Here is a 26,641-nt window from a genome sequence, read left to right as displayed (position 1 = left end):
ACCAGGGCCGATCCGGCATGGACCTCGGAATCGCGGGACGCACCGCCTTCGTCGCCGCGTCATCGCAGGGCCTCGGCTATGCGTGCGCGCTGGCCCTGGCGCGTGAGGGCGTCGCTGTCGTGCTCAACGGGCGCGACGCCGACCGGCTGGACGCGGCCTCTGCTCGGCTTCGCGAGGAGGTGGAGGGCGCGGACGTGTCGGCGGTCGCAGCCGATCTCACCACCGCAGCGGGCCGGGACGCGATCGTCCGCTCGCGTCCTCACGTCGACATCCTCGTGAACAACAACGCCGGTCCGCGGCCGGTGGGTCTGGAGGGATGGACGGAGGACGCGCTGATCGAGGCCGCGCGCGCGAACATGATTCCCGCGGTGGAGCTCATGCGCGCGTATGTGCCGGGGATGCGCGCTCGGCGCTTCGGACGGATCGTCAACATCACCTCCGCGATGGTGAAGAGCCCCTCCTACGAGATGGGCCTGTCCACCTCTGCGCGCAGCGCGCTGACGGCGATCAGCAAGGCGCTCAGCCGCGAGGTGGTCCAGGACAACGTGACCGTCAACAGCCTGCTGCCAGAGCGCTTCGACACGCCGCGCCAGGAGTTCATGGCCCGACGGCTGATGAGCGCCGAGGACATCGACCGTGACGAGGCGTACCGCCGCATCGCCTCGACCATCGCCGCCGGGCGGCTCGGAAGGCCGGAGGAATTCGGCGACGCCTGCGCGTTCCTCTGCAGTGCGCAGGCGGGGTACATGACCGGCCAGAGCATCCAGCTGGACGGCGGAACGTATGAGGGACTGCTATGAAGACGACGAAACCCGCGGCCGATCACGACACGGCCGTGGCCGAGGTGCTCGCGCTCGAGGAGCGGCGCCAGCGCGCGCTGATGGCCGCCGATGTCGAGGCGCTCGACGCCATGTTCGATGAGAGCCTCGTCCACATCCACGCGCCGGGCGTCACGCACACGAAGAGCCAGCTGCTCGAGCACGTCGCGACACGGCAGGCCTATCTCGGCATCTCCCGGGGAGAGCTGCGGGTGCGCGTGCTGGGCGATGTCGCCATCATTGACGGCCCCCTGATCAACCGGCTGCGCAATCCCGACGGCGGCGAGCGCACGCTCGGGGGCGCGGTGACACAGGTGCTGCGACGCGACGCCACCGGCGCATGGCGTTTCGTGAGCTTTCAGATGACACCGTACGGCGAGCAGGTGTGGGGCGAGCTGCCCTCCGAGCGCGCCGAGGACGAGGGCTCCGGCGATGCCGGAGCGGAACAGGAGAAGACATGAGAATCGCTCGATACCGCCGCGCCGACGGAGCCTCGCGGCTGGCGCGCGTCGACGGCGACGCGCTCGTCGACATCAGCGACCTTCCCGGGGTCGGCACATCGCTGCGGGCCGCTCTACCCCGGCTCGCCGAGCTGCGTGAGGGCATTCTGGCCGCCGAGGGCGATCGGATCCCGCTCACCGACGTCGTCCTGGAAGCGCCTGTCGACGACCCGCAGAAGTTCCTCGGGATCGGGATGAACTATCGCGAGCACGCGGAGGAGGCACGCCAGGCCGGCATCCCCATCCCCACCAGCCAGCTGTGGTTCAACAAGCAGGTCTCCTGCATCGGCGGGCCCTTCGACCCGATCGAGCGCCCGCGGGTGAGCGAGCAGCTGGACTACGAGATCGAGCTGGGGGTCGTGATCGGGCAGCGCTGCCGCCACGTCGAGGCGCATGAGGCGCGCTCGGTCATCGCGGGGTATCTCGTCGTCAACGATGTGTCCGTTCGCGACTGGCTGCAGAAGCGCTCTCCGACGTTCACGCTCGGGAAGTCCTTCGACACCCACGGTCCGATGGGACCATGGCTGACGACGGACGACGAGATCGCAGATCCGCTCGACCTGCGCATGCGCCTGAGCGTGAACGGAGAGGTGCGGCAGGATTTCGGCACGCACGACATGATCTACGACATCTACGAGCAGATCGCCTACCTGTCGCAGGTCATGACGCTCATGCCGGGGGACATCCTCGCAACGGGGACGCCTGCGGGGATCGGCGCTCCCACCCAGAACTGGCTGAAGCCGGGCGACGTCGTGCACGCGGAGATCGAGGGCCTCGGCGCGATCGAGAACCGCGTCGTCGAGGAGGGATGACCGTGCCGCGGCGGTCGAGCGTCCTGATGCCGGGCTTCTCGCACGAGAACCCGATACCGACGGCGTCGCGGATCGGGCCCTTCCTGTTCTCGGGCGTCCTCACCGGGCGCGACCCGCATACCTCCACGATGCCTGCGTCACTGGACGCCCAGTGCGGCAACGTGTTCCTCCACGTGCGCCACCTCATGGCGGCCGCGGGCGGGCACGTGGACGACATCGTCAAGATGACGTTCTGGCTGGCCGACTACCGCGACCGCATGGCGCTCAATCGCGAATGGCTCGAGATGTTCCCCGATCCGGCGAGCCGCCCCGCCCGGCAGGCGATGTCCGCCCAGCTCGACCGCCGAGCGCTCGTGCAGTGCGACCTCGTCGCCGTCCTCGAGGAGAGTCGGGGCGACGCCGGTTCGCCCTGAAGCACGGCAGGTGCGTCACCGTCGGCGTCGATCAGCGTACGAGAAAGGCCCCCGATCCCCATGTCTCCATGGGATCGGGGGCCTTCTCATCTGGCGGTGACGGTGGGATTTGAACCCTTACGCGGGCTGTTGGCGTGCCGGTCGGTGTTGACGTAGGAGAGGCCTCCGGGGTCGAGTGGCCACGGATCAGGCCCTTCACGTCGATGGTGAGGCTCTGCTCGCGCCCTACGCGGTGGCCGTCAGCGGCTCGCACCCGACTACCTCTTCATCGAGGTTCGATGCGCTCCGCGCGACACAGCTCGACCCGCAGCCTCGCCCTCGCCATCATCCCGCCGCGACGCGCGGAAGCTCCGCCGACGCGAGCGATTCGACGGCGAGCTCGACGATGCGGCGGGTCGCGGTCGAGAGGTGCGCGCCCCGTCGCTGCACGAGTGCGATCGTGTCGTACAGCGGGTCGTCGAACGCGGTGACATGGATGCCGGAGGGGAAACCGGCACCTTCCGCGACCCGCCGCGAGACGATGGTGTCGACCGATCCTGTCGCGACCAGGCTCAGCGCCGTCTCGACATGCTCGACCTCGATCGCGGGTTCGACGGCGAGGCCGGCGAGCGCGGCGCGGTCGCGCAGCTGACGCCTCGTCGGGTCACGCCATCCGGCGTAAGCGTCATACAGCACGAGCTTGGCGTTGCTGATCTCATCGAGGGTGACCGCGCCGAGACCCGGATCACGGTTCGCAGATGCGTAGAGCACCTCGTCACGCGCGAGGGGACGGACCGCCAGCCCCGCATCGTCCACCGGAAGCACGACGAGTCCCGCTTCGATCTCACCCGAGGCGACGGATTCCGCGACGAGGGCTGAGTTCAGTCCGACCAATCGCACGGTGACGCGGGGGTGCAGCGCATGGAATCGCTGGACGAGATCGGAGAGGTCGTAGTACGCGGCGTTGCGGAGAACGCCGAACGTGCACGTGCCCGTGTCGAGGTCGGTGACCGATCGAACGGCGTCGAGCCCCTCGCCGACGGCGGCGACCGCGCGTTCGGCGGGTGCCGCGAGGGCGAGGGCCGCCTCGGTCGGGGCGAGTCGCCGCGGCCCGCGCACGAACAGTCGCGCGCCGACCTCGCGCTCGAGGCGCGCGACGAGCTCGGAGATGGACGCCTGCGTGGTGTCCAGTTCGACCGCGGCGGCGGTGAACGATCCAAGACGCAAGGCGGCGAGGAACGCGGTGAGCTGAGTGACGGTCACACGCCAATGGTAAATGCGATGTCAATCATCGTCTTCCACGCCGTTGTGCGATGTTCTTCAGTTCTCTAGCGTGCAGGTATGCGCTACAGCTCCCCCGTGCTCGACCGTCTCGCCGGATCGTTCGTCCACCTCAAGCAACCGCTCGTCGACGCTCCCGCCGCCCAGCGCGACCCCGCGGTGGCCGAGACGGTTTCTCGAATGCTGCTCGACATCCAGCGGCGCGGAATGGACGCCGTGCTCGACCACGCACGCGATCTCGACCGCTACGACGGGCGCGACATCGAGCTGTCTCCCGAGCAGATCGCGTCGAGCGGCGACCGTCTCGCCCCCGATCTTCGCGCAGCCATCGAGCTCGGCTCCGAGCGCACGCGCGCGTTCGCGGCAGCCCAGCGCGCGAGACTCGCCGACTTCGAGGTCGAGCTGGTGCCGGGCCTCGTCACCGGCGCACGCTACATCCCGGTCTCCCGCGTCGGCGCCTACCTGCCCGCTGGCCGCTTCCCGCTGACGGCAAGCGCATTCATGACCGTCGGAGTCGCGAAGGAAGCGGGCGTTCCCACCGTGATCGCCTGCTCGCCGCCGCAGCCAAACGGGGCGGCTAACGACGCCGTCGTGTACGCCGCGCACCTCTCCGGGGTCGACCGCGTCATCGTCCTCGGCGGCGTCCAGGCGCTCGCCGCGATGGCGTACGGCCTGCTCGGCGATCTGCCGGTCGACATGCTCGTCGGCGCGGGCAACGCGTTCGTCGCCGAAGCGAAGCGGCAGCTGTTCGGCACCGTGGCCATCGATCTGCTCGCCGGTCCTTCCGAGGTCGCCGTCATCTCCGATGACAGCGCCGACCCCGAGATCGTCGCTGCCGACCTGCTCGGCCAGGCGGAGCACGGCCCGAACTCTCCCGCCGCCCTGGTCACAACCTCCGAAGCACACGGGGCGGCCGTCATCGAAGCGGTCGACAGCCAGCTCGCGTCGCTCGCCACGCAGTCGATCGCCGGTCCGGCCTGGCGCGACTACGGCGTCGTGACGGTGGCGACCGATCGCGAGGTAGCGGCGACGCTGATGGACGACCTCGCCCCCGAGCACCTCGAGGTGATGACGCGCGACGACGACTGGTATCACGATCGCCTCCGCAACTACGGTTCGCTGTTCCTCGGCTCGTGGAGCACGGTGGCGTATTCCGACAAGGGCATGGCGGGCACGAACCACGTTCTGCCCACCGCCGGTGGCGCCAAGCACAGCGCGGGACTGTCCGTTTCGCGCTTCGTGAAGCCACTCACGTATCAGCGGATCGCTCGCGGAACGACGCCCGAGCTCGCCGATGCCGTCCAGACCATCTCGGACTCGGAGGGAATGGCGGCGCACTCCGCGACGGCGACGATGCGACTCGAGCGCTATCAGGCATGAGCCGGTTCGGGCGGTTCCGCCACGTGCTGGGGACGGCTTCGACGCATTCGATCTCGGCGTCTCCGCGAGCGGGACGACCTCGTCTGCGCCGTAGAGTGACCGGTGGACGCGCGAGGCTCCGATCTGATTCGAGCCGCACCACGCCGCCGTCCATACGGCACCGGCACTCGCCGTGGCGCATCCCACCCCTCCCGCTTACTGGTGTCATGACCGAAACTCGCACCCGCCGCCGGGATCTTGCCATCCTGTGCGGCGTCGTCGTCCTCCTGATGTCGGCGGTCTCGCTGGCGAACCTCTCGGTCCCGGTGCTCGCGGACAGCACGATGCGCGCGACTTCCGCAGAGCTCACGTGGTTCGTCGACGCGTACGTCATCGCATTCGCCTGTCTGCTCCTGCCGTCCGAGATGATCGGAGAACGCTTCGGCGAGGGGCGCGTGCTCGTGGCCGGCCTCGCTCTGTTCGCGGTGGCAAGCGTCGTCGCCCTGTGCGCACCCGGAATGCCGCTGCTGATCGCGTCCCGCGCGGTGGCGGGCATCGGCGCAGGCATCGCGCTGCCGCAGACCCTGTCGATCCTGCTGAAGCGCGGGGGCGGAATGCGCCAGGCGACGATCGTCGCGGCGTGGACGGCTTCGACCAGCCTCGCGGGCATCGTGGGCAACGGCCTTGGCGGCCCCCTGGTCGCGGCGAGCGGCTGGCGGAGCGCGTTCGCGGTGACCGCGCCCCTGGCTGCGGTGGCCGCCGTCCTCGTCGTCCTCACGGTGGGCGTGCGCGCACGGCCCGATCGTCGTGCGCCGCTCGATCTCGCCGGCACGGGACTCTTCGTGCTCGCGGCGGTCGGCACCCTGGTCTCGGTGATCGAGGCGCCCGCGCTGCTGCGGACGGCGCCGGCGCTGCTCGCCGTCCCCGTCGCGATCGCTGTAGCGTCCTCGATCGGGTTCGTCAGGGTGCAGCGACGCAGATCCCATCCCCTCCTGCACCTCGAGGTGTTCCGCGACCCGACGGTCCGGGCAGCGTCGCTCGGGATCACGGCGACGTTCGCGGGGCTGTTCACGCTCTTCTCGCTGCACGCGCACATCGTGCAGACGGTCCGAGGCCTCAGCGCCGGCATCAGCGGGCTGAGCCTCGTGCCGATCTCGGTCGCGATGTTCATCGTCACCTACGCGACCGTCCCGCTCGTGCGCCGGTGGGGACTCGGTGTGATCGCCGCCGCGGGCCTGCTGACATCGAGCATCGGGTATCTCGGTGTCATCGCCTGGGGCGCCGACGGGTCGTTCCTCCTCTATGAATCGGCGCTCGTCGTGGTCGGGGTCGGCGGCGGCTTGTGCTCCTCCCCCCTGTCCACGCGGCTGACGACGTCTTACGGCCGCTTCGGCGGGCGCGCGGGAGCGGGCATCAACAGCACCCTGCGCGAACTCGCCTCCGCCACGGGCGTCGGCGTCGCCGGCGTCGCACTCACCCTCGCGCTCTCGACGACGGCGAGCGCGACGGATGCGACAGCGGTGGCCGCGGCGTCTGTCGGGGCATTCTGGTTCGTGATCGCCGTGCTGCTCGTCTCGCTGCTGGCGATGACCCTCGACGCGCGCCTGGTCCCTCAGTGGCGGGCGCGCGTCGGAGGGACGGACGAGACATGATCACCCCGGACGCCGACTGGTGGCGTGATGCCGTCGTCTACCAGGTCTACCCGCGGGCGTTCGCCGACACCACCGGCGACGGCGTCGGCGACCTGGGCGGCGTCCGTTCCCGGTTGCCGTACCTCGCCGCGCTCGGCGTCGATGCCGTCTGGCTGAGCCCGTTCTATCCGTCCGCTCTCGCCGACGGCGGGTACGACGTGGACGACTACTGCGCGGTGGATCCCGCGCTGGGCTCGCTCGACGACGTCGACGGCATCCTCCGCGACGCGCACGCGCTGGGTATGCGAGTCATCGTGGACATCGTTCCCAACCACTCCTCCGACCGGCACGCCTGGTTCCGTGCCGCGTTGGCCGCGGGGCCCGGCTCGCCCGAGCGCGCGCGCTACGTCTTCCGGCAGGGCCGAGGCGAGGCGGGCGCCCTGCCCCCGAACGGGTGGACGTCGCTCTTCGGCGGCAGCGCGTGGCATCCCGTCGGCGATGGCACCTGGTATCTGCACCTCTTCGCGCCTGAGCAGCCGGACTTCGACTGGTCGAACCCCGAGGTCCGCGAGATGTTCCACGATGTGCTGCGCTTCTGGGCTGACCGCGGGGTCGACGGCTTTCGCGTCGACGTCGCCCACGGGCTGGCGAAAGACCTGTCCGATCCTCTGCCTGGCTCGTCCTCCCTGTCGATGGGGCCAGTCGGCTCGATGGACGCCGCGCCGCCACCCCGCCGTGCCGACGGCACCGATCCGCTGTTCGACCGCGACGAGGTGCATGAGATCTTCGCGGGCTGGCGACGGGTGCTCGACGAGTACGACCCGCCCCGGTCGGCAGTCGCCGAGGCGTGGGTCCCCGCGCACCGCCGCGCACTGTATGCCCGGCCGACCGAGCTCGGGCAGGCCTTCGAATTCCCGCTGCTGGAGTCGCCGTGGTGCGCGGCTGCATTCGCAGAGGCGATCCGCGAGAACCTGACCCTCGCGGCATCCGTCGGCTCGTCGTCGACGTGGGTGCTCTCGAATCACGACGTCATCCGACACACGACGCGCTACGGCCTTCCGCCCGGCGCGGATGCCGTGGCGTGGCTGATGAGCGATGGCGGCGACCCGCGGGAGGACCGCGACCGCGGCCTGCGCCGGGCACGCGCCGCGACGCAGCTGATCCTCGCGCTCCCCGGGTCGACGTACCTCTATCAGGGTGAGGAACTCGGCCTGCCCGAGGTGCCCGACATCCCGCGGTCGGCGCTACAGGATCCGATCTGGGTTCGCAGCTCCGGCAGCCGGAAGGGTCGAGACGGGAGCCGGGTGCCGCTCCCATGGACGTCGACCGGCCCCCGTTTCGGGTTCGGGCCCGAACGTGACGGGTCGGCGACCCCGCTCCCGCAGCCGTCGTGGTTCGGGACGCTGAGCGTCGAGGCGCAGACCGACGATCCGACGTCGACGATCGAGTTCTATCGGTCGGCACTGACTGAGCGTCGTCGCCGGTTCGAGCGCGCGGCGATGTGTTCGATCGTGGAGCACGGCGAGGATGTGCTCGAGGTCCGACGCAGCGACGGCGTCCGCTCCCTGACGAACTTCGGCGACGTCCCGGTTCCGCTCCGCCTCGCTCCCGGCGAGGTCGTAGGCCTCTCTTCTGACCCGTCGGCCCCGATCCCCGGCGATCGCGCGCCGATGCTGCCGGGCGAGACGACGGCGTGGCTCTTCGATAACGGCGCCGGCGTTACGCATACGTATGCAGCTGACCCGCAGAAGTAACACGCGTTAACACAGATTTAGCATTAGCGGCGCGTACTGTCCGAGTGCATACGGATACAGTGAGCTCATGCCTCCCACCAAGAACCGTCTTATCATGATTGTCGCCGGAGCAGCCGCGGCTGCGGTCACGCTCACGGGGTGTGGTGCGGGTTCCCGCACCACCAACGAGAACTCGGCGGCGGTCGCGTGCGACTACACCGCGCCCGAATCCGCCACCACCGTCAACGTCCTGGCGTACAACTCGTCGGCCATCGATCCATTCACGGACACGATGGTCGAGAGCTGCTCGATCGACGACGTGACCCTCGTCCACGACCCGATTGACTTCGCGGGGCAGGTGACGAAGACCACGGCGACTCTTTCGGGCGACACCGGCACCTACGACATCATCGAGAACTACGGCTTCGCGATTCCCGCGCAGGCCGCCGAGGACAAGCTTGTACCCCTCGACGACCTGTTCGCCGAGTACAGCGAGCAGTACGACCTCGACGCGCTCAGCGAATCGATGCTCAGCGCGCTGACGTTCGACGGCACGCTGTACGCCCTGCCGATGCAGGGGCAGATGTTCATCCTCGCCTACCGCGAGGACGTGTTCGACGAGCTCGGCCTTGAGGTCCCGACCACGTTCGACGAGATGATCAGCGCCGCACAGGCGATCCAGGACGCCGGGACCATGGACTACCCCATCGCCCTGCCGTGGCTGGCCACCTCCGACGTGTCGACCAGCTTCGAAGCGATGATGAACTCGCTCGGCAGCGACTTCGTCGACGCCGACGGCAATGTCACCCTCGACACCGACGACGCCCGCACGGCACTCGAGGCCATGACCTCCCTCGTGCCGTACATGGACCCGCAGGTGCTCACGTTCGACCAACCCAGCGTGCAGCAGCAGATGTACAACGGCACCGCCGCGATGTCGATCATGTTCTCCGGCCGCATGAACGACCTGATGCTCGAGACCAACAGCGAGTTCTTCGACGACATCGCCTTCGCGGCGCCTCCAAAGGCGAACGCCGACGCCGAGTACGCGTACAACCGCGTCTCCATCGACGGCTGGTCGATTCCCTTCAACACCGGGCTCGACCACGACATGCTCTTCCAGATGATCGCCTCGTCGGTCGGTGAGGACGCGTCGGCGGCCTCGGTGCCCGCGGCCTACCCCGCTCGCGAGGGCATGGTGACCGACGAGAACTCACCGTACGGCGAAGCCGCGAACGAGTCGATCGTGTCGGTCATGCCGCCCGTCGTCTCGCCGATCCTCGCCGACGTGACCGCTGCGACACGCGACACGCTCGCAGCGATCCTGATGGGTGACATGTCGATCGAGGACGGCGTCGCGCAGATGCAGGCCGAGGGCGAAACCATCGGCTGACCTCGGATCCGGCAACGACCTTCGTCCGTGGTCGGCCCTGCAGAGGCCGACCACGGACTCCGATGAGAGGAACGCGTCACCCCATGAAAGCGCGTGAATTCTGGTACCTGTTCGCCCCGAGCCTGCTCATCATGGGCGGTCTGCTCGTGGTGCCGCTCGCCCGCACCATCCAGTGGAGCCTCGAGGACGTCTCCTACGGCTCCGGCGGCACATTCATCGGCCTCGACAACTACGCCGAGGCCCTGACCGACGGCCGCTTCGGCCGAGCAGTCGTCTTCACCATCACGACGACGCTCGTCACCACGGTGATCCTGCTCGTCTTCGGGTACCTCATCGCGATCGGCCTCAACCGACTCGGCCGCACGCGCCCCGTCGTGCTCGGCATCCTCCTGGTGTCGTACGTGCTCCCGTCGCTCGTCGGCGCAGTCGCCTTCTCGTGGCTGTTCAACGACAACTTCGGCGGTGTCGTCAACCGGCTGATCGAGTTCTTCGGCGGTGATCCCGTGCTCTGGTTCACCGATCCGTTCTGGAACCAGGTTCTCGTCATCGCGAACGAGGTGTGGTCGCTGCAGCCCTTCGCGATGCTCATCATCCTCGCCGGGCTGCAGGGCGTGCCCGCGGAACTACGCGAGGCGTCTCGAATCGACGGGGCCAACGCGTTTCAGACGCACCTCTACGTGATCATCCCGAGCATCCGCGGGGTGCTCGGCTTCGTGACGCTGATCGCGATCATGGACGTCCTGCGCGTCTTCGACAGCCTCATCGCGCTGTCGCCGCAAGCGGCGGTGATCGGCAACGAGTCGATCATGCTCTATGTCTACGCCATGGCGTTCACCGACGGCGCGCAGCATCTCGGTCTCGGCAGCGCGATCAACGTGCTGACGATCCTCATCATCCTGATCATGCTCATCCCGTTCATCCGCGGGACTTTCAAGGAAGCGAAGGCCCTCCGATGAGCCTCACGACCACTGAGATCAGCTCGGGCTCCGCCCTGTCGGCTTCCGATCTGCAGCGGGCGCGCCGGCGGCGGCGACCTCCCGTCGTGACGGGCATGCTTCTCGGGCTGCTGTGCCTGCTGTTCCTCAGCCCCTTCATCTGGATGACGATGTCGGTGACCAAGCCGACCGACATCGCCTTCCGCAACCCGCCGGTCCTCTGGGACTACGAGCCGAGCCTCCAGGCGTTCGTCGACCTGTGGGAGACCACCTACTTCGCCGACTACCTGGTGAACACCCTCGTCGTCGCCGTCGTCTCGACGCTGATCGCGCTCGTGATCGGCATCCCCGCCGCCTACGCGCTGTCGCGATTCCCCAGCTACATATCGGCGCTGCTGCTCGTCATCGCGCTCGTCTTCCGGTCGCTGCCCCGGTTCGCGGTCGTGCTGCCGATGTACGACATCAGCCGCGCACTGGGCATCTACGACACCACCTTCGCGCTGGCGATCGCCCTCGTCGCGATCAACCAGCCGTTCACGATCTGGCTGCTGCGCAACTTCTTCGCGGAGATCCCGAAGGAGCTCGATGAGGCTGCGATGATCGACGGGTGCACCCGCATCGGCATCCTGCGGCGGGTGATGATCCCGCTGATGGGCCCGGGGATCGTCACGGCCGGGATCTTCGTGTTCCTCTTCGCCTTCCAGGAGTACCTGACGGCCGTCGTCCTCACCGACAGCTCGTCCAAGACGGTCCCGGTGTTCATCGCCACCCAGCTCGGGCAGAACCTCCCCATGCTGCAGCAGGCGGGCGCGGCATCCATTCTCCTGACCTTCCCGGTGGTCATCATCGCCTTCGTCGCCCAGAAGTACCTGGTGGCGGGACTGAGCGACGGGTCCGTCAAGGGATGACCGGGACAGATGCCAGTGCGGCGGTGATCTCGTGAACGTCACGAGCCACGACGTCGCTCGACTGGCCGGCGTCTCGCAGGCGACGGTCTCGCGCGCGCTGAGCGACCACCCGAAGGTCTCGGACAAGACCAAGCGTCGCGTGCGGGAGGCTGCCGCCCAGCTGGGCTACGTCCCGAGCGAGGCGGGTCGCGCGTTGTCGTCGGGGCGGAGCCGCCGAGTGGGGCTGCTCGTCACCGACCTCGACAACCAGTTCTATTCGCAGCTCATCCCACCGGCCCATCGCGAGCTCGACCGGCTCGGGTATCAGCTCATGTTGCAGACCGAGACGGGCGAGGACGACACCCTCGCCGAGAGGCTCGTCGCCAACGGACTGGCTGCCGTCATCCTCGCCACCTCCACGCTGGAATCGGCGACCCCCATCCGGCTGCGCGACCGATCGGTGCCGTTCGTGTACTTCAACCGGACCGGGTCGCTCGTGGATGCAGATGCCACGGTCGTCGATCCCGCGCCGGGCTACGAAGACGCGGTGGATCGTGCCGTCGCTCTCGGGCACCATCGGATCGCGGCGATCCTCGGCCCCGAGAACACGAGCACGGGGCGCTCCCGGGAGTCGGCGCTGCGGCACGCCCTCGACCGGCACGACATGGACCTGCCGTCGAGCCTCGTGCGTCGGGGCGGGTACGACACCGAGACGGGAGACCGGGCGATGACTGACCTGCTCGCGCTGCCGACGCCGCCGACCGCCGTGTTCGCGGCCAATGACGTGGTGGCGATCGGTGCGCTGAACGCCGCGTCGCGTGCGGGCCTCACTCCCCCGCGCGACGTCTCGATCATCGGCTTCGACGACCTTCCGTCCGCGGCGTGGGACATCGTCCAGCTGTCGACCATCGCGTACGACCTGAACGCGATGATGCGCGAGACCGCCCGGCTCATCACCGCTCGGCTCGAAGGCGAGACGGACACGTTCGAGACCGTCTCCTTCCCGACGCGGTTCGTGGATCGGTCGACGCTCGGCCCGCCCGCCGACCCCGGAGGCTGATCCGGCCGCTGTATCTCCGTGCCACCCCACGCCCGACCCCATCCGCGGCCCAGCCGCGCCTTCCCGGAGGACCATCATGCCCCTCGACCCGATCGCCTACCAGCCCTACGCCGACCCCGATGACTTCATCCGCGAGGTGACCGACCTCATCTGGGTGAACCGTTCGATCAGCTACATCCGCGAGAACTACGAGCCCGACTCGATCGTGCACGGTTCGCTCGGCACCTCGACGACCCGCGACGAGGTCATCGAGGGCTCGCTGATGCGCATCTCCGCCACGCCCGACCGCACCGGTCAGGCCGAGGACGTGGTGTGGGAGGCGCGAGGTGACGACGCGTTCCTCAGCTCGCACCTCGTCTTCTCGGGCTACCTCCACACACCCGAGGTCGGCCGCACCATCGCGAACTGCCTGTACCGGCAGGGTCGGATGGTCGAGGAGTGGGTCGTGCGCGACAGCCTCGCGGGCGCCCTGTACCACGGCCTCGACGTCGACGAGCTCGCGCGCGCCCAGTCGTTCCGCGGGTACACGGGTTCGTGGACCGAGCCCGCACCGGTCGACCCGATCGCGGTCGGCGATTCGGGTCCCCGCCCCGATGAGTACCGGTCCGAAGTCGAGACGGTCCTCGAGATGATCGACGTGGTCTGGAACCAGCGCGACCTGCAGAAGGTTGAGCGCTACTTCGAGCGCGATCTGACGCTTCTCACGGTCGGGAACCGCACGGTGATCCGTCCGGAGGGTTACCGCCGGGCGCTGCTCCGCTTCCTGGAGTCGTTTCCCGCCGGCCAGTTCGAGATCCGCGACATCCAGACGAACTACGACGTGCGCTACGCCGGTCTGCGGGTTGCGGTGACGTGGAAGTTCCTCGGCGGGTACGTGGGCAAGGCGAACTACGGGCCGCTCACGGGCAAGCCCGTCGACGTTCTGGGCATCTCGCAGTTCACCTTCCACAAGGGCAAGCTCGTCAAGGAGGTGCGCCTGTGGGACGACATCGCCTTGCGGGCGCAGATCGCTGGCATGCGCGGCGACGAGCCGCTCGAGCTCGCGAACATCTACTGATCGTGCGGGTGCTGCGAGCGGCGGCCGTGTCGCCTGAGATCCTGCTCGGCGACGTCGATGGCAACATCGAGCGTGTCGCCGTCGCGATCGCCGCAGCCGCCGCTCGCGGCGCCCGCCTCATCGTCGCGCCTGAGCTGGCTCTGAGCGGATATGTCTTCACGGGTGTCGCCGAGGCGCGCGCCGCGGCCCTGGATCGTGCCGACCCGCGGTTCGAGCTGCTCCGCGCAGCGCTTCCCGGCGGCGCGACGGCCGTCGTCGGGTACGCCGAATCCTCGCCGACCGGCCTGTTCAACACCGCGGTGGTATTCACCCGGTCAGCCGTTCTCGAGCACTACCGCAAATCCCACCTCTGGGGCATCGAGAAGGCGGTGTTCCAGCCTGGCGATTTCGCCGGTGCAGTGGTGGACACCCCGGTCGGGAGTCTCGGCGTCGCGATCTGCTACGACAACGAGTTTCCGGAGGTGCCGCGTCGTCTCGCGCTGGCCGGCGCCGAGGTGCTGGCGCTGCCCGTCAACTGGCCGGTCGTCGCACGGCCGCCCGGCGAGCACCCGCCGGAGGTGATCCAGGCGATGGCCGCCGCGCGGTCCTCCCGCCTGCCGACCGTGATCGCGGACCGACGCGGTCAGGAGCGGGGCGTGACGTGGACGTCGGGCACCGTCGTGATCGACGGCGACGGCTGGATCGCGGCGCGGCCTGACGCGCGTGCGACCGCCGTCGCCGACCTCGCCGTGACCGGCCGCGACGACAAGAGTCTGCCCCCGCACAACGATCTGTTCCGGGACCGGCGCCCGGGCCTGTACTGACTTTCCGACCGGCAGCAGGCCGAGGTCACCTCGACGCACGCCGGTGACAACACCTCGCTATGGCTGAACGACGACGGGCACGGCCCTGTCGGAGGGGTGCGCGGCATCTACCGCGCCGCCGGGTAGCCGACTCCTCGACGAGCGCGTAGATCGCGTGCGACACCGCAGCCCCATGCCACCGGGCGGGGTGGAGCCGCGCGGCCTTAGCTCCGCGCTCGTCGGGTGGCGTCGATGGTTCCCAGCAGCGCGAGGGCGTCAGCGCTCGGTGAACCGACGGGAGCGGTGGCGACGGTGAGCTGCTGGCCCGGCGCATCGCGAACGTCGAGGGTCTGATAGGTCAGCTCCACTCGACCGATGTCGGGGTGGTTGATGACCTTGTAAGTGATGTTCAGCCCGGCCACGGTGTGGTCCGCCCACAGAGCGGCGAAATCACTGCTCTCACGCAGGAGACGTTCCACGAGCGGTGGAACCGCCGGGAACGGAACCGCAAATCCTGCAGCGAGTCGGATCGCGCTCACGCTGGCCCGCGCGACGACGTCCCACTCGACGAAGTAGTCCCGGGCGCTGGGCTCGAGGAAGATGTACTCGAGGCCACCGGCTTCGAGTTGCGTCGGACCCAGCAGTGCTCGCGCTGTGGCGTTGGCCGCGATCACCCGGAAAGCCGGGTCGACGACGTAGGCCGCAGCTCCCGGGAACGCGTCCATCAGCTGCAGCAGTTCCGGGCTGACGGTGCCCGACGGCGGCTGGAATGTCGGGGCGAGCATGGCGAGTCGGTAGGCGTGCTGGCGAGCGTCAGGGCTCAGCCGGAGGGCGCCGCAGATCGCGTCGACGACCTGAGCTGACGGGGTGCGCTCCCGCCCCTGCTCGAGACGGGTGTAGTAGTCGACGCTCACACCGGCAAGGACAGCCACCTCTTCACGGCGAAGGCCGCTGACGCGTCGACCTGCGACATCGGGGAGCCCGACGTCAGCGGGTGCGACACGGGCACGCTGCGCGCGGAGGAAGTCGCCGAGAGGACTGGGCTGGACGGGCATGGTCTTCACGTTAGCTGGCCCCCGGCCGAGTGCAGCATGCGGCGCGTCGCGCTTCGCGGGGCGACCGGGGAACGGCGCGCCATCACTCCTCGTCGTCGATTTCGTTGTTGATCATGACGAAGTTTTCGCAGAGCTCGGGCGTGCGGAAGGTGACGGTCCAGTGGTTGTCGAAGTTGCCGAGTTTCTTATAGCGGCCCACTCCGGTGATGACAGCGGAGGGGCCGGCGATGGACACGAGCTGCCAGTCGAAGCTCCAGCCTCCCTGCTGCCAGTCCCAGCGACTACGCCAGCCGGCGACGATCTCGTCGCGGCCGATCCAGTCGGTCTCATAAGGCCCTTCGTGGTACTCGCCGTCCTCGGCGAAGAGTGCCGCGATGTCCTCGGCGTCATTGGCCTTCCACGCGGTGAGGTAGCGGGCGACCCAAGCGGCGACGGTCTCGGCGGTGATGGCGGGGCTATTCGTGTTCGTGGTCATGGATTCCACACTGCGCGGGCTCGACACTGCGGGGAAGGGCGCGCTTCCCAGGGTGCGCCGCACCCCCTCAGCCGCTTGCCACCACCGCTGAGGGGGTGCGCGGCACCCCGGGTCGCGCGGCCTTCCGCCGACCGAGGCTCGGTCGAAGACTCGAATCAAACGACACCGCACCATCTACTTGGAGGCACCATGACCATCGATTCCTACCGCACGCTCGGCACGACCGGGCTTCGCGTCAGTCCTCTGGCACTCGGAGCGATGAACTTCGACGATGGAACCTGGGGCTCTGCCCCGGAGACGTCTTTCGACATCCTCGACCACTACCTGGACGCGGGCGGCAACTTCATCGACACAGCCAATCAGTACAACGCCGGCAAGTCCGAACAGACTCTCGGCGACTACTTCGACCAGCGGCCCGGACGCCGGGATCGTGTCGTCCTCGCGACGAAGTTCGGCGGCACGCTGCACCCGTCAGATCCGAATGCCGGAGGGGCCGGCCGCAAGGCCATCCACACACAGCTCGATGAGTCGCTGCGTCGACTCAACACCGACTACATCGATCTCTACTGGATGCACCAGTGGGACCGGCACACCCCGATCGAAGAGACACTCTCAACGCTCGATGACCTGGTGCGGACGGGGAAGATCCGGGCGATCGGAGTCTCGAACGTACCGGCATGGTGGGTGGGCCAGGCAGCCGGACTCTCCGGAGCACGCGGCTGGGAGCGTATCGCTGCGCTTCAGGTCGAGTACTCGCTCCTCGCCCGCACCCCTGAAGGGGAGCAGTTCGGTGCCGCCCGAGCGCTCGGACTCGGCGTGACCCCGTGGAGCCCGCTGGCATCGGGGGTGCTTTCCGGCAAGTACTCCCGCGAGGTCCGAGCCGTGCAGGGCTCCAGCAGGTCCGGCTACGCCGCCCCCAACCTCACCGAAGACACCTTCGTTCTTCTGGACGCGCTGGCCGAGATCGCAGGTGAGCACGCCACGACCGTCGCCGCCGTGTCGCTCGCATGGGTGCGACAGCAGGCCGAGGTCACATCGACACTGATCGGCGCACGCACCGTGGATCAGCTTCAGGCCAACCTGGCTTCTGCAGACGTCGTACTGTCCCCTGGGGAGCTCGCACGATTGTCGTCGCTCACCGAGCCCACTCTCGAGTACCCGATGAACGTGATCCGCAGCTCCGCCACGGGCTTCCTCCAGGGCGACACCACCATCAACGGCCTCAGCTCGACCGCGTTCGCACGCGTATGACCACCGCAATCGAGACACACGAGCGATCCGGCGGACGGTCTGCTGGAGCGCAGCGAGCAACGCCGCTGGAGCTGTTCTTCGACCTGGTCTACGTCTTCGCTTTCACTCAAATCACACACTTGATGGCGGAGGGCGCGGATCTGACGAGCGTGCTCGGTGGGGTCGCAGTTCTCGGTGTGCTGTGGTGGTCGTGGGCTTCCCATGCTTGGCTTGCGAACCAGCGCGTCGCCGACCGTGGTGTGGTGCGAATCGGGATCCTCATCGCTATCGCAATGGTCCTCGTCCTGTCGATCTCCATCCCCGAGGTCTACCCCGGCCCCGGCGAAAGCCACTTCGGAGCCTTGCTGTTCGCGACGAGCTTCGTGGTGCTGTCCCTCGCCTACACGGGGGTCAACATCCTCGTCGCCGGCCACGACGTGCTACTTCGCCGCCAGGTCATCCTGACCATGGGCGTCACCATCGTGCCGGTCTCTGCCGCCTTGATCACGGGAGCGGTGCTCGAAGGGCCTGCTCAGATCGCTCTCTGGCTGGCCGCCGTCGCCATCGAAGGCATCACCGTGTACCTCACCTCACGCGGTGGCCAGTGGCAACTGCCCTCGGCCGGGCACTACGCCGAAAGGCACGGTCTCGTCGTCATCCTGGCGCTCGGCGAATCGATCATCTCGATTGGATTCGGGGCCGCTCACGCCGCCCTCTCTCCTCTCGCCGTTGTCGGCGCTCTCCTCGCCGTGACACTCTCCCTCAGCATGTGGTGGCACTACTTCGGCAGACTCTCCGCAGCCGCTGAGCGTGACATCAACGAGCTCGATGGCGCCCGGCGCACGGGGGTGGCGACCGTCGGCACGTACCTTCATTTCGGGATCGTGGCAGGAGTCCTGCTGGCCTCGTTGGGGATCAGTGGCGCCATCGAACACATTGAGGAAGCCAGCGACATCGGGATCTTCAACGCGACGGCCCTGGCGGGCGGGCTGGCACTGTTCTTCGCCTCCACTGCCGCCTACGTATCGGTCACATCGCGCCGCCTCCCCTGGTCGAGCGCGATCGCGGCAGCACTAACCCTCGCCCTGATTCCCGTCGTCGCGATCACGCCGCCCATCGCAGCCATGGCAATCGTCGTTCTGCTGACGCTCGGACTCAGCACGTACCGGCACTTGCGCCCTACCCACCGGGCAGATTCTGCGACGCGCTAGTTCTATACCGATCGGTAAGAAAAGAGAGGCGGGATGGCAATGACAGCTCCTGGACGACCCCGCGGCTTCAAAGCCGACGTGGCTCTCGATGCAGCCGTCGACGTTTTCTGGCGGCGCGGTTTCGACGGCGCCAGCCTCTCGGAGCCGACCGCGGCGATGGGCATCAATCGCCCGAGCCTCTACGCAGCGTTCGGCGACAAGGATCAGTTGTTTCAGTCAGTGCTTGATCGCTACGTGCAACGCAACATGGGCTATGTCACAGACGCCCTCGCTCAAACCACAGCCCGTGATGTGGCAGCAGCCTTCCTTGCGGGCAACGCCATCGCCGTCACCATGCCCGGGCTTCCCGCAGGATGTCTCTCAGTGCAGGCTGCCGTCGCGACCGAGGGCTTCACACAGCTGGCTTCGCTGACGGAGAACCGGGCGAGAATCCAAGCTCTGTTCGCAGATCGGTTCCGCCGCGCTATCGACGAGGGCGACCTCCCCCCGGATGAACACCCAGAGGAGCTCGCAGCGTTTCTGATCACTGTCAGCAGTGGCTTCGCCATCCGAGCAGCCGACGGAACGCCTCGCGAATCGCTCCTGGCCCTCGCGCGCCGCACGATGACCGTCTTCCCCAGTAACCCCGACTCGAAGGAGCCCGCCCATGCCTGAGCACACAGCCTCACTATCCACCGCACGTGAGCAAGCCCTCGCGGTTCGCTCGCAGTACGAAGTGCTCGAGGAGCGCTTCAACGGGAAGACCTGGTCACTGCATGAGCTGATGATCGGGTTCTCCAACGACGTCGGCTACATCGGTCGCCTTCTGCTCGCCCATGACGGGACCTGGGCTATCGACGGTGACCCGCGAGCCGAACTCAAGCACAAACTCGCCGAATCGATGTGGTGGACGTTCGTCCTCGCCGACAAGCTCGGCATCGATCTTGACGAGGCCTACGCGGAGACGATGGCCAGCATCAGCGCGGGCCTTGACGCCACCATCGCCCGCACCCGCCCCGCCGGGGCGAACAAGACCAACACCCACGAGTAACAATCAAAGGAGCAAGTAATGACTACCACCCAGCTATCCGAGCACCTGCACGCATCCGACAACCCCGAATACGTGCGGACCCCCTCCGTCGACTACGTCGCGGTCCTTGGCGACGGTGCTCCCGGGAGCGATGAGTTCTACCGTAAGAAGGTTCTGGTCTCCGATATCGCCCGCATCCTTAACGGCAGCGACGAGACGCCCGTCGTGGAGCTGCAGTTCTGGTACCCCGAGGACTCCACACCCGTTGAAATCGCTGACTTCTACAGCGTCAACCCGATCCCGTCGCTGCTCTACCGGGTGCTCGCTCAGATCCCCGAAGGCAAGACCGAAGCGGACATCGCTGACGCACGCACCCGTGCCGCAAGTGTTGCCGACAACACCTCGGATGACATCTCGCTGTTCTCAGTTCCCTCCCAGGAGGTCGTTCAGGTCATGCATCACGGACCGTTCTCGGAAGAGTTCGCGACCCTCAAGCGCCTCGGAGACTACGCACAGGAGAGAGGGCTGCACCGAGCCGGCCCCCACCATGAAATCCATACTGACGGATTTACACGAACCACGTCGCAGGCAACGCTCCGCACGATCCTCAGAGACCCCGTCGCGTGATCCGTGTCGGGACCTAAGCGCCGTCCGCTAGCGCGCAGTCATCTGCGACGGGCGTGGATCATCCAGGACGAAGTCCGCTGGTTCGGAGACCACCCCGTTCGCCTGCACGGCGACATAGTGCCGACCCGGATAGTACGTGCGGGTTGTGATCCTGCGGAAGGAGAACGTTTTGTCGACGATCACGGTGTCCCCGGGAGGGATGCGCCGAACAGCGAGCTTGAAGGTTTTCGGACTTACTGAGCCGTTGGCACGCTGGAAGCCGATGGAGTAGTCAATCGCGACCAGTGCCTCTGCAGAGCCGTGGTTGCGGACCTGCGCACTGATCGCGATCTCCTCACCCCATGGCACCAGGCCCCGGGATAGCTGCGGTCGCTCGACGTCCAACTCGTCACCGCTGAATCCCAGCAAGGCCAGCGCGCCCGGGTCAGCCCGTTTGGCCAGCGTTCGGAGTCCGTGCCGGAGCACCCACGGGGTATTCACGTTCGGATCGCCCGCCCACCGCTTGCCGATGTCGACCACGACCGCAGAATCGATGCGGCTGAGATCGTTGAGGTGGTTGGCCACAGACCGCCGGACGTACTCGGACGGATCGCGATACGTTCCATCGAGTATCCCCTCCGTCGCTCGAGGGTGAGCCAGAAGCCAAGGAACCCGCTTCGCCCACGGCAGGTACGCGCGGGAACCTTCCGTCGCCAGCCGCCGGACGTGCTCATCGTCGTGCGTCGTCCAGGTCTGCATGATTGCCAGCGCCCGTTCAGGACGGGCCGCGAGGAGACCTCGAATCGCGAACTCGCTGGTGAGTCCGGTCGTGAGACGGGCCAGGAGAGCCATCCCGGAGTCGAAATCCTGCTCTGATCCAGACCCGAGCGCCCGCGCGGCCACGACCTCGGTGGTCGGCCAGATCATCCACCCGGCGAATCGCGGTTCTCCGAGCAGATACAGGACGACCTCTTCGGTCGGGGCGAAACCCGCGGGCAGGTCATCGAGAAGCGCATCCCGCACTATGTCGACCCGGCGCCGGAGGCTTGCCCCGAGCACCGCAGTCTCCGCATGAGCGAGGTTGGGCGTGTCCATCGCGGGCGCGACCGATCGCAGTGCCGCTCGCATCTGCGCGACCAGCGCAGGACTGATGAGGTCATCCATCGCTCCCATGAACGCTCCTCACTTCGTCGTTCTCGTACGTCGTGCGACCCGTGATCGGGTCCACTGCCGATACCGGGGGCGCGTGAAGTCGTCGGTCACGGAGCGATCGAATCGACGTACCCGCCGTCGACGCGCAGAGCGCCACCCGTGGTCGCAGACGCTTGCCGGGAGCTCAGATAGACCACCATATTTGCGATCTCCTCCGGCTCGATCAGCCGCTGAAGGAGGGACTGGGGGCGATGCTCGGTCATGAAACGGCGCTGCGCCTCCTCCCAGGGGACGGAGCGGTCCACGAGCTCGTAGACGAGGTCTTCAACGCCGCCCGTATGGGTGGGTCCCGCAATGACAGAGTTCACGGTGACTCCCGACCCCGCGGCGACCTTCGCGAAACCCCGTGAGACGCCGAGAAGCGCGGTCTTGGACACGCCGTAGTGGATCATCTCGATGGGGGTGACGTATGCCGAGTCGCTCGCGATGTACAGCACCCGTCCCCACCTCCGATCCATCATCCGCGGAAGGTACATTCGCGTCAGCCGAACTGCTGAGAGGACGTTCGTCTCAAAGTACTGCCGCCACTCGTCATCTTCGATCTCGAGTGCATCCTCTGATCCGAAGATCCCGAGGTTGTTGACGAGGATGTCGACATCCGGGAACCGTTCGGATGCGGTACCCGCTCCCTCCTCTGAAGCGAGGTCCGCCGACAGCATGGACACCTTCGCCCCCGGCACGGCCGAGAGGATCGACTCTCTCGCGGCTTCGGTTCCGTCGGCGCGCCGCCCGTTGACGATCACGTGCGCGCCAGCGCCGGCGAGTCCGGTGGCGATCGCAAGCCCGATGCCCTGGGTCGATCCCGTGATCAGCGCAACAGTTCCGGTGAGGTCGAGTCTCATGATTCACCAATCCGCGGGCACCCCGCTGTGTGTGGGTCTATCGAAGTGCAGCCTGCGTGAGAATGGCAGCGAATCCCGCGTCGAGAGCCTCGGCCACGGCTTCGGGTTCACCGAGATATCCGTTGACCATGGCACCGTCACGCAGCAACATCATCTGTCTCGCGCTGGCCGGCACGTCGCTGACACCCCCTGCGAGGGCGATCTCAGCGAAGGTCTGGAGCATTCGTTCCCGGTGCGCGTCGACGGTCCGGCGAACGGGGTCCTCCGGATCCGGAAACTCAGCGGCGGCGTTGATGAAAGCGCACCCGCGAAAGCCGGGCTGACAGCTCGCCGCTCCGATGCCTGCGGCCAGTGCGGCCAACGACCCGGCGGGTTCCCCGGGGTCGATGACGCTGAGCATCCAGTCGTTCTCCGCAGCAGCCTGCGCCTCTAGGTAGGCGACGACCAGGTCGCTCTTGGTGCGGAAATGGCGGTAGAAGGTGACCTTCGTGATCCCCACCTGCTCGATGATGCGGTCGGCGCTGGTCGCGCGGATGCCCTGCGCATAGAACAGCTCGTTCGCTGCTGCGAGTATCCGCGACCGTGTGTCTGCGGCGGGCGCCATCTGTTGCTCCGATCTCGAGACGCTGCTTGCGCGACCTCCCGAATGAGTCTACGGTCATCCATGTAGACGTACTAGTAACTCTACCTAGATTTCGACCTGAAGGAATGACCATGACCACCGCCGTCGACTCGACCGCCTCCTCCGCTACAGGCACCGCACTGCGCCGCCTCTACTTCACCAGGTTCGGCTTCACGCTCGTATGGGCAGCGCTGCTGTTCGCAACCGGCGGATCGATGGGCCCGTTCCTGACGACCCTGCTGATCATCTACCCGCTCTTCGATGCGGCCGCCGTGTTCTGGCAGCTTCGGTCGAACAAGGACTCCGAGCGAACGAAGATTTCCGAGTGGGTGAACATCGTCGTCAGCATCCTGGTCGCGATCGCCTTGGGATGGGCCTCCACGGTGTCCGCATCGGCTGCGCTCGTCGTCTGGGGACTCTGGGCCATCGGTGCGGGCATCCCGCAGCTGGTCACGGCCGTCCGCAACCGTCGCGCCGGCGGACAGGTGCCGCAGATGCTCTCCGGTGGGATCTCGGTGTTCGCCGGATCGGCATTCCTCTTCCAGGGACTGCAGGGCAGCGGAGCGATCACCGGAGTCGCGGGATACGCGCTTCTCGGCGCGGTGTTCTTCCTGATCTCCGCGATCCACCTGACGAGCATCCTGCGCAAGCGGGTCACCTCATGAACGGCACGACCGACTACGACCTCATCGTCATCGGCGCCGGTCCCGTCGGGGAGAATGTCGCCGGCTACGCCTCCCAGCGCGGCGCTCGCGTCGCGATCATCGAGGCCGAACTCGTCGGTGGGGAGTGCTCCTACTGGGCGTGCATGCCGTCCAAGGCGCTCCTGCGAAGTGGCCACGCCCTTCGCGCTGCGCAGCGCCTCGCTGGCGCTCGCGACGCGATCACGGGCGGCATCGATGCGGCCGCTGTGCTTGCACGACGGACGGCATTCACCGACGGATGGAGCGATGACGGCCAGGTGTCCTGGCTGGAATCCGCCGGCATCGATCTGATCCGCGGTCGCGGGAGGATCACGGGCCGGGGACGAGTCGCCGTGGGCGACCGGTTCTACACGGCCGGGGCGGTCGCCGTGGCTACAGGATCCGTTCCGGTGCTGCCCGCGATTCCGGGACTCGCCGCAGCCTCACCGTGGGGCACCCGCGAGGCCACGTCCGCCGAGCATGTACCGCCGCGCTTGGCGATCATCGGCGGCGGGGTCGCCGGCACCGAGCTCGCATTCGCCTTCGCATCCCTCGGTTCGCAGGTGACCCTGCTATCGCGTAACCCACTGCTCGAACGCGAGGAACCCTTCGTCGGCGAGCTGGTCGCCGCGGCGCTGGTCACCGAGGGCGTCACGGTCGACACCGCCGCCACCCCCGTGCGGGTCGACCGAGCTCACGAGGGGAGCGTGACAATCGAGCTGGCCGACGGCAGCACCGTCGTGGCTGACGAGCTTCTGGTTTCGACCGGCCGTCGACCGGCCACCGATGACCTCGGGCTCGAGACGGTCGGGCTGCCTCCTACCGGTGCGATCGAGGTCGACGACACGATGCTGGCGGTCGGCACTGACTGGCTCTACGCCGTCGGGGACGTCAACGGGCGGGCTCTGCTCACCCATCAGGGCAAGTACCAAGCGCGTGCCGCAGGCGAGGCGATCGCGGCGCGAGCAGTAGGCGCTACTGTCTCCGACGAGAAGTGGGGTCAGCACGTCGCCTCCGCCGATCATTCGGCCGTGCCTCGTGTCGTGTTCACCGACCCCGAGGTCGCTGCCGTCGGGCTGACCGAGGACGGCGCACGGCGCGAAGGCATCCGCTACCGCACCGTGGAATACGACCTCGGATGGGTGAGCGGGGCCAAGCTCCATGCCGATGGATACGCCGGACGAGCCAAGCTCGTCGTCGACGAGGACCGACGAGTGATCGTCGGAGCGACCTTCGTCGGACAGGACGTCGCGGAACTCGTCCACTCGGCCACGATCGCCATCGTCGGAGAGGTCGCCATCGACCGGCTCTGGCACGCCGTCCCTGCCTACCCCACCATCAGCGAGGTCTGGTTGCGACTTTTGGAGACGTACGGCCGACCGGCCGCGCAATAGCAACCACCCAAGAAAGAGAGAGCACCATGCCCACGAAGATCACCATCATCATCGAGAACCCCGCCGACATGGCGCGGTTCGAGACCGCGTACGCCGACATCGCTGCATTCGCCCGCCAGCTCCCCGAACTCCGGCGCCTCGAAGAGGCGAAGGTCTGGCCCAAGGAGGACGGCACACCCACCCCCGCCCACCGAACCCTCGACCTCTACTTCGACAGCTACGAGGCCGCCTCAGCCGCTGTGAGCACGCCGACCGCAGGGGAGTTCTTCCAGCGACTCGTCGGCTCAGGAGCCGCCTTCACCGGCCTCTTCTCCGACATCCAACACTCCTGAAGGCGCTTCGGCGGGATGCGGTGGTCAGCTGCATCCCGCCAAGCGACCGACCACCACAGCCGCCAGCCTCCGGACGCGTTGCGACGATCACCGGGAAGGGATGCTGCTTCGGCTACCCGTGCCGATGACGGCAGCGCGCGCGGCGAGGGCGAACGCCGCGGCTGCGCTGCCCACTGCCCCGGAAGGACCCTCGATGAGTACGGTCGCGCGCCCTTGTGGCCGCCGAGCGCTTCGATGGCTGTGGCGGCAGTAGCGCCCGCAAGACCTGCTGACGCGGCCTGCGCCGTTGTCCACTGTTCCGACACGGCGCTCCATGCAGTCAGAACAGCGAACTCAGCCGTTGTGCCACTGACCCCGGCGCCGAGCCCGAGCCGACGCCCTTGCGCCCTGGATCGAGCACTACGACACTGAACGAACCCACTCCAGCCACGGACTCACGCCCGCAGCCCGCGTGTCACCGGCCTGATGACTCCATACACCTAGGCGGGGATCATTCCTGCAAGGAGCCGCCGAGCACCGACAGCGACGCCGCCCGCGCATCCTGCCCGCGCCCACCTCGGCGCGCGATCAGGAGATCCACCAGCTGTTCGTTCACGAGCATGAGCGCCGCCCGTGACGTGTGGATCAGCTCGTCATGGAAGCTGTCGTTCGCCGGCGGGATCACGAGGACCACGTCCGCCGCGTCGGCGACGGGCGACCGGGCGAAGGACGTGACGGCGAGCACTCGCGCGCCGCTGTCGCGCGCGGCACGCATGCTCACGACCGTCGCACGGCTCGCCCCCGAGCCCGAGATCGCGACGCAGGCAGAGGCCGAGCCCAGCTGGCGCGCCGAGATCTGCTGGGCCACCGGATCCATCAGCTGCTCCGCCGGTCGTCCTGCGGCGTTGAGACGCAGCATGAGGTCGAGCCCGAGCGGGCCGGACAGGCCGTTGCCGACGACGAGCACCCGCTCGGCCTCGTCGAGCGTCTCCAGGAATGCGGCGACCGCCTCGTCGGTCAGGGCCGACATCGAGTGTCCGAGATTCGCGCTGAATCGTGCCGCGAAGGCCCTGATCTCGCCCACGGGAGAATCCTCCGCCCCCTGGGGCGCGGGCGCCGAACGCCGCAGCGCGAGCTCCTGGGCGACCGCGACCCGCAGCTGCGGATAGCCGTCGTAGCCGAGCGACTGCGCGGTGCGGACGACAGTGGTGCGGCCGACGCCGATGGCATCGGCCAGCTCCTGAGCCGTGCGCTCCACCGTCCCACCCGGATCCGCGACGACCGCCTCCGCCACGCGCTGCTCGGTGCGCTGCAGGGACGGCAGCAGCGAGAGCACGCGCGCGCTCACCGG

At 67.8% G+C, this 26,641-nt stretch carries 28 protein-coding genes and 1 pseudogene; 21 read left to right on the top strand and 8 right to left on the bottom strand.

Translation table 11 applies throughout. The annotated features are described in order from the left end of the window. Window positions 1-17: 17 nt before the first annotated feature. Genes QWJ90_RS05280 through QWJ90_RS05265 form a run of 4 tightly spaced genes read left to right on the top strand, consistent with a single transcriptional unit; the run spans window position 18 to window position 2,543 of the window. Entirely contained in the window at window positions 18-800 is a 783-nt protein-coding gene (locus tag QWJ90_RS05280) for an SDR family oxidoreductase (RefSeq protein WP_290106639.1), read from the top strand. Then, window positions 797-1,279 (top strand): YybH family protein, encoded by a 483-nt coding sequence (locus tag QWJ90_RS05275; protein ID WP_290106638.1) that lies wholly within the window; start codon window positions 797-799, stop codon window positions 1,277-1,279. Before QWJ90_RS05280 ends, QWJ90_RS05275 begins: the two co-directional genes overlap by 4 nt. Beyond that, on the top strand, window positions 1,276-2,130 hold the full coding sequence (locus QWJ90_RS05270; protein WP_290106637.1) for a fumarylacetoacetate hydrolase family protein: 855 nt from the start codon (window positions 1,276-1,278) through the stop codon (window positions 2,128-2,130). Before QWJ90_RS05275 ends, QWJ90_RS05270 begins: the two co-directional genes overlap by 4 nt. Beyond that, window positions 2,127-2,543 carry a RidA family protein gene (locus QWJ90_RS05265; protein WP_354670416.1) on the top strand — a complete coding sequence of 139 codons (417 nt, stop codon included), beginning with the start codon at window positions 2,127-2,129 and terminating at the stop codon, window positions 2,541-2,543. Before QWJ90_RS05270 ends, QWJ90_RS05265 begins: the two co-directional genes overlap by 4 nt. Before the next feature lie 324 nt (window positions 2,544-2,867). Here QWJ90_RS05265 and QWJ90_RS05260 read toward each other — a convergent pair whose 3' ends face one another. Further along, window positions 2,868-3,785 (bottom strand): LysR family transcriptional regulator, encoded by a 918-nt coding sequence (locus QWJ90_RS05260; RefSeq protein ID WP_290106636.1) that lies wholly within the window; start codon window positions 3,783-3,785, stop codon window positions 2,868-2,870. Window positions 3,786-3,863: 78 nt separating this feature from the next. Here QWJ90_RS05260 and hisD point away from each other — a divergent pair, with 78 nt between their 5' ends. From hisD to QWJ90_RS05215, 9 genes are all read left to right on the top strand, one after another. Beyond that, window positions 3,864-5,183, top strand: coding sequence for a histidinol dehydrogenase (gene hisD, locus QWJ90_RS05255; RefSeq protein WP_290106635.1), 1,320 nt, complete (start codon window positions 3,864-3,866; stop codon window positions 5,181-5,183). Window positions 5,184-5,389: 206 nt separating this feature from the next. Further along, window positions 5,390-6,814 (top strand): MFS transporter, encoded by a 1,425-nt coding sequence (locus tag QWJ90_RS05250; protein WP_290106633.1) that lies wholly within the window; start codon window positions 5,390-5,392, stop codon window positions 6,812-6,814. Continuing rightward, window positions 6,811-8,547, top strand: coding sequence for a glycoside hydrolase family 13 protein (locus QWJ90_RS05245; RefSeq protein ID WP_290106632.1), 1,737 nt, complete (start codon window positions 6,811-6,813; stop codon window positions 8,545-8,547). The genes QWJ90_RS05250 and QWJ90_RS05245 overlap by 4 nt, the downstream gene beginning before the upstream one ends. A gap of 94 nt (window positions 8,548-8,641) precedes the next feature. After that, the gene (locus QWJ90_RS05240; RefSeq protein ID WP_290106631.1) at window positions 8,642-9,919 is read left to right on the top strand and encodes an ABC transporter substrate-binding protein; all 1,278 of its coding nucleotides are present in this window, start codon (window positions 8,642-8,644) and stop codon (window positions 9,917-9,919) included. An 83-nt stretch (window positions 9,920-10,002) separates the two neighbouring features. After that, the gene (locus tag QWJ90_RS05235) at window positions 10,003-10,875 is read left to right on the top strand and encodes a carbohydrate ABC transporter permease (RefSeq protein ID WP_290106630.1); all 873 of its coding nucleotides are present in this window, start codon (window positions 10,003-10,005) and stop codon (window positions 10,873-10,875) included. Then, a complete protein-coding gene (locus QWJ90_RS05230; protein ID WP_290106629.1) occupies window positions 10,872-11,762 on the top strand; it encodes a carbohydrate ABC transporter permease in 891 nt (296 codons plus the stop codon). Before QWJ90_RS05235 ends, QWJ90_RS05230 begins: the two co-directional genes overlap by 4 nt. 31 nt (window positions 11,763-11,793) lie before the next feature. Next, the gene (locus QWJ90_RS05225; RefSeq protein WP_290106628.1) at window positions 11,794-12,801 is read left to right on the top strand and encodes a LacI family DNA-binding transcriptional regulator; all 1,008 of its coding nucleotides are present in this window, start codon (window positions 11,794-11,796) and stop codon (window positions 12,799-12,801) included. Between the two features lie 76 nt (window positions 12,802-12,877). Then, entirely contained in the window at window positions 12,878-13,858 is a 981-nt protein-coding gene (locus QWJ90_RS05220) for an ester cyclase (RefSeq protein ID WP_290106627.1), read from the top strand. A gap of 2 nt (window positions 13,859-13,860) precedes the next feature. Next, window positions 13,861-14,661, top strand: coding sequence for a nitrilase-related carbon-nitrogen hydrolase (locus tag QWJ90_RS05215; RefSeq protein ID WP_290106626.1), 801 nt, complete (start codon window positions 13,861-13,863; stop codon window positions 14,659-14,661). A 203-nt stretch (window positions 14,662-14,864) separates the two neighbouring features. Here QWJ90_RS05215 and QWJ90_RS05210 read toward each other — a convergent pair whose 3' ends face one another. After that, complete coding sequence (locus QWJ90_RS05210) at window positions 14,865-15,695, bottom strand: helix-turn-helix transcriptional regulator (protein ID WP_290106625.1); 831 nt, start codon at window positions 15,693-15,695, stop codon at window positions 14,865-14,867. 82 nt (window positions 15,696-15,777) lie between these two features. Then, window positions 15,778-16,170, bottom strand: a complete 393-nt coding sequence (locus QWJ90_RS05205; RefSeq protein ID WP_290106624.1) for a nuclear transport factor 2 family protein — start codon at window positions 16,168-16,170, stop codon at window positions 15,778-15,780. A 189-nt stretch (window positions 16,171-16,359) separates the two neighbouring features. Here QWJ90_RS05205 and QWJ90_RS05200 point away from each other — a divergent pair, with 189 nt between their 5' ends. The 5 genes from QWJ90_RS05200 (at window position 16,360) to QWJ90_RS05180 (ending at window position 20,247) form a co-directional block, all read left to right on the top strand. Next, on the top strand, window positions 16,360-17,421 hold the full coding sequence (locus QWJ90_RS05200; RefSeq protein WP_290106623.1) for an aldo/keto reductase: 1,062 nt from the start codon (window positions 16,360-16,362) through the stop codon (window positions 17,419-17,421). Then, the gene (locus tag QWJ90_RS05195; protein ID WP_290106622.1) at window positions 17,418-18,611 is read left to right on the top strand and encodes a low temperature requirement protein A; all 1,194 of its coding nucleotides are present in this window, start codon (window positions 17,418-17,420) and stop codon (window positions 18,609-18,611) included. The genes QWJ90_RS05200 and QWJ90_RS05195 overlap by 4 nt, the downstream gene beginning before the upstream one ends. A 78-nt stretch (window positions 18,612-18,689) precedes the next feature. Continuing rightward, entirely contained in the window at window positions 18,690-19,265 is a 576-nt protein-coding gene (locus QWJ90_RS05190; RefSeq protein ID WP_290106621.1) for a TetR/AcrR family transcriptional regulator, read from the top strand. Beyond that, the gene (locus QWJ90_RS05185; protein ID WP_290106620.1) at window positions 19,258-19,641 is read left to right on the top strand and encodes a hypothetical protein; all 384 of its coding nucleotides are present in this window, start codon (window positions 19,258-19,260) and stop codon (window positions 19,639-19,641) included. The genes QWJ90_RS05190 and QWJ90_RS05185 overlap by 8 nt, the downstream gene beginning before the upstream one ends. Before the next feature lie 18 nt (window positions 19,642-19,659). Beyond that, the gene (locus QWJ90_RS05180) at window positions 19,660-20,247 is read left to right on the top strand and encodes a GyrI-like domain-containing protein (RefSeq protein WP_290106619.1); all 588 of its coding nucleotides are present in this window, start codon (window positions 19,660-19,662) and stop codon (window positions 20,245-20,247) included. Window positions 20,248-20,274: 27 nt separating this feature from the next. On the opposite strand, the gene QWJ90_RS05175 is transcribed toward QWJ90_RS05180, so the two are convergent. The 3 genes from QWJ90_RS05175 to QWJ90_RS05165 form a co-directional block, all read right to left on the bottom strand. Continuing rightward, the gene (locus tag QWJ90_RS05175; RefSeq protein WP_290106618.1) at window positions 20,275-21,399 is read right to left on the bottom strand and encodes a hypothetical protein; all 1,125 of its coding nucleotides are present in this window, start codon (window positions 21,397-21,399) and stop codon (window positions 20,275-20,277) included. A gap of 86 nt (window positions 21,400-21,485) precedes the next feature. After that, a complete protein-coding gene (locus QWJ90_RS05170) occupies window positions 21,486-22,280 on the bottom strand; it encodes an SDR family NAD(P)-dependent oxidoreductase (RefSeq protein WP_290106617.1) in 795 nt (264 codons plus the stop codon). 37 nt (window positions 22,281-22,317) lie between these two features. Further along, window positions 22,318-22,884 (bottom strand): TetR/AcrR family transcriptional regulator, encoded by a 567-nt coding sequence (locus QWJ90_RS05165; RefSeq protein ID WP_290106616.1) that lies wholly within the window; start codon window positions 22,882-22,884, stop codon window positions 22,318-22,320. Window positions 22,885-22,994: 110 nt separating this feature from the next. Here QWJ90_RS05165 and QWJ90_RS05160 point away from each other — a divergent pair, with 110 nt between their 5' ends. From QWJ90_RS05160 to QWJ90_RS05150, 3 genes are read left to right on the top strand one after another with little or no spacing between them, the layout of a single operon-like run. Next, window positions 22,995-23,567, top strand: a complete 573-nt coding sequence (locus QWJ90_RS05160) for a hypothetical protein (RefSeq protein WP_290106615.1) — start codon at window positions 22,995-22,997, stop codon at window positions 23,565-23,567. Beyond that, a complete protein-coding gene (locus QWJ90_RS05155; RefSeq protein ID WP_290106614.1) occupies window positions 23,564-24,979 on the top strand; it encodes a dihydrolipoyl dehydrogenase family protein in 1,416 nt (471 codons plus the stop codon). Before QWJ90_RS05160 ends, QWJ90_RS05155 begins: the two co-directional genes overlap by 4 nt. A 26-nt stretch (window positions 24,980-25,005) precedes the next feature. Further along, window positions 25,006-25,311, top strand: coding sequence for an EthD family reductase (locus QWJ90_RS05150; RefSeq protein ID WP_290106613.1), 306 nt, complete (start codon window positions 25,006-25,008; stop codon window positions 25,309-25,311). A gap of 102 nt (window positions 25,312-25,413) precedes the next feature. On the opposite strand, the pseudogene QWJ90_RS14865 reads toward QWJ90_RS05150, so the two are convergent. Together QWJ90_RS14865 and QWJ90_RS05140 are read right to left on the bottom strand one after the other, a co-directional pair. Then, window positions 25,414-25,679: pseudogene (locus QWJ90_RS14865) on the bottom strand (NADP-dependent oxidoreductase); the annotation flags it as partial. Window positions 25,680-25,801: 122 nt separating this feature from the next. After that, complete coding sequence (locus QWJ90_RS05140) at window positions 25,802-26,638, bottom strand: MurR/RpiR family transcriptional regulator (protein ID WP_290106612.1); 837 nt, start codon at window positions 26,636-26,638, stop codon at window positions 25,802-25,804. Between the last annotated feature and the right edge of the window lie 3 nt (window positions 26,639-26,641).

This window comes from Microbacterium oryzae, assembly GCF_030406385.1.
GTDB classification, from domain to species: Bacteria; Actinomycetota; Actinomycetes; order Actinomycetales; family Microbacteriaceae; genus Microbacterium; species Microbacterium oryzae_A.
This window is presented reverse-complemented; position numbering and strand designations above follow the sequence as displayed.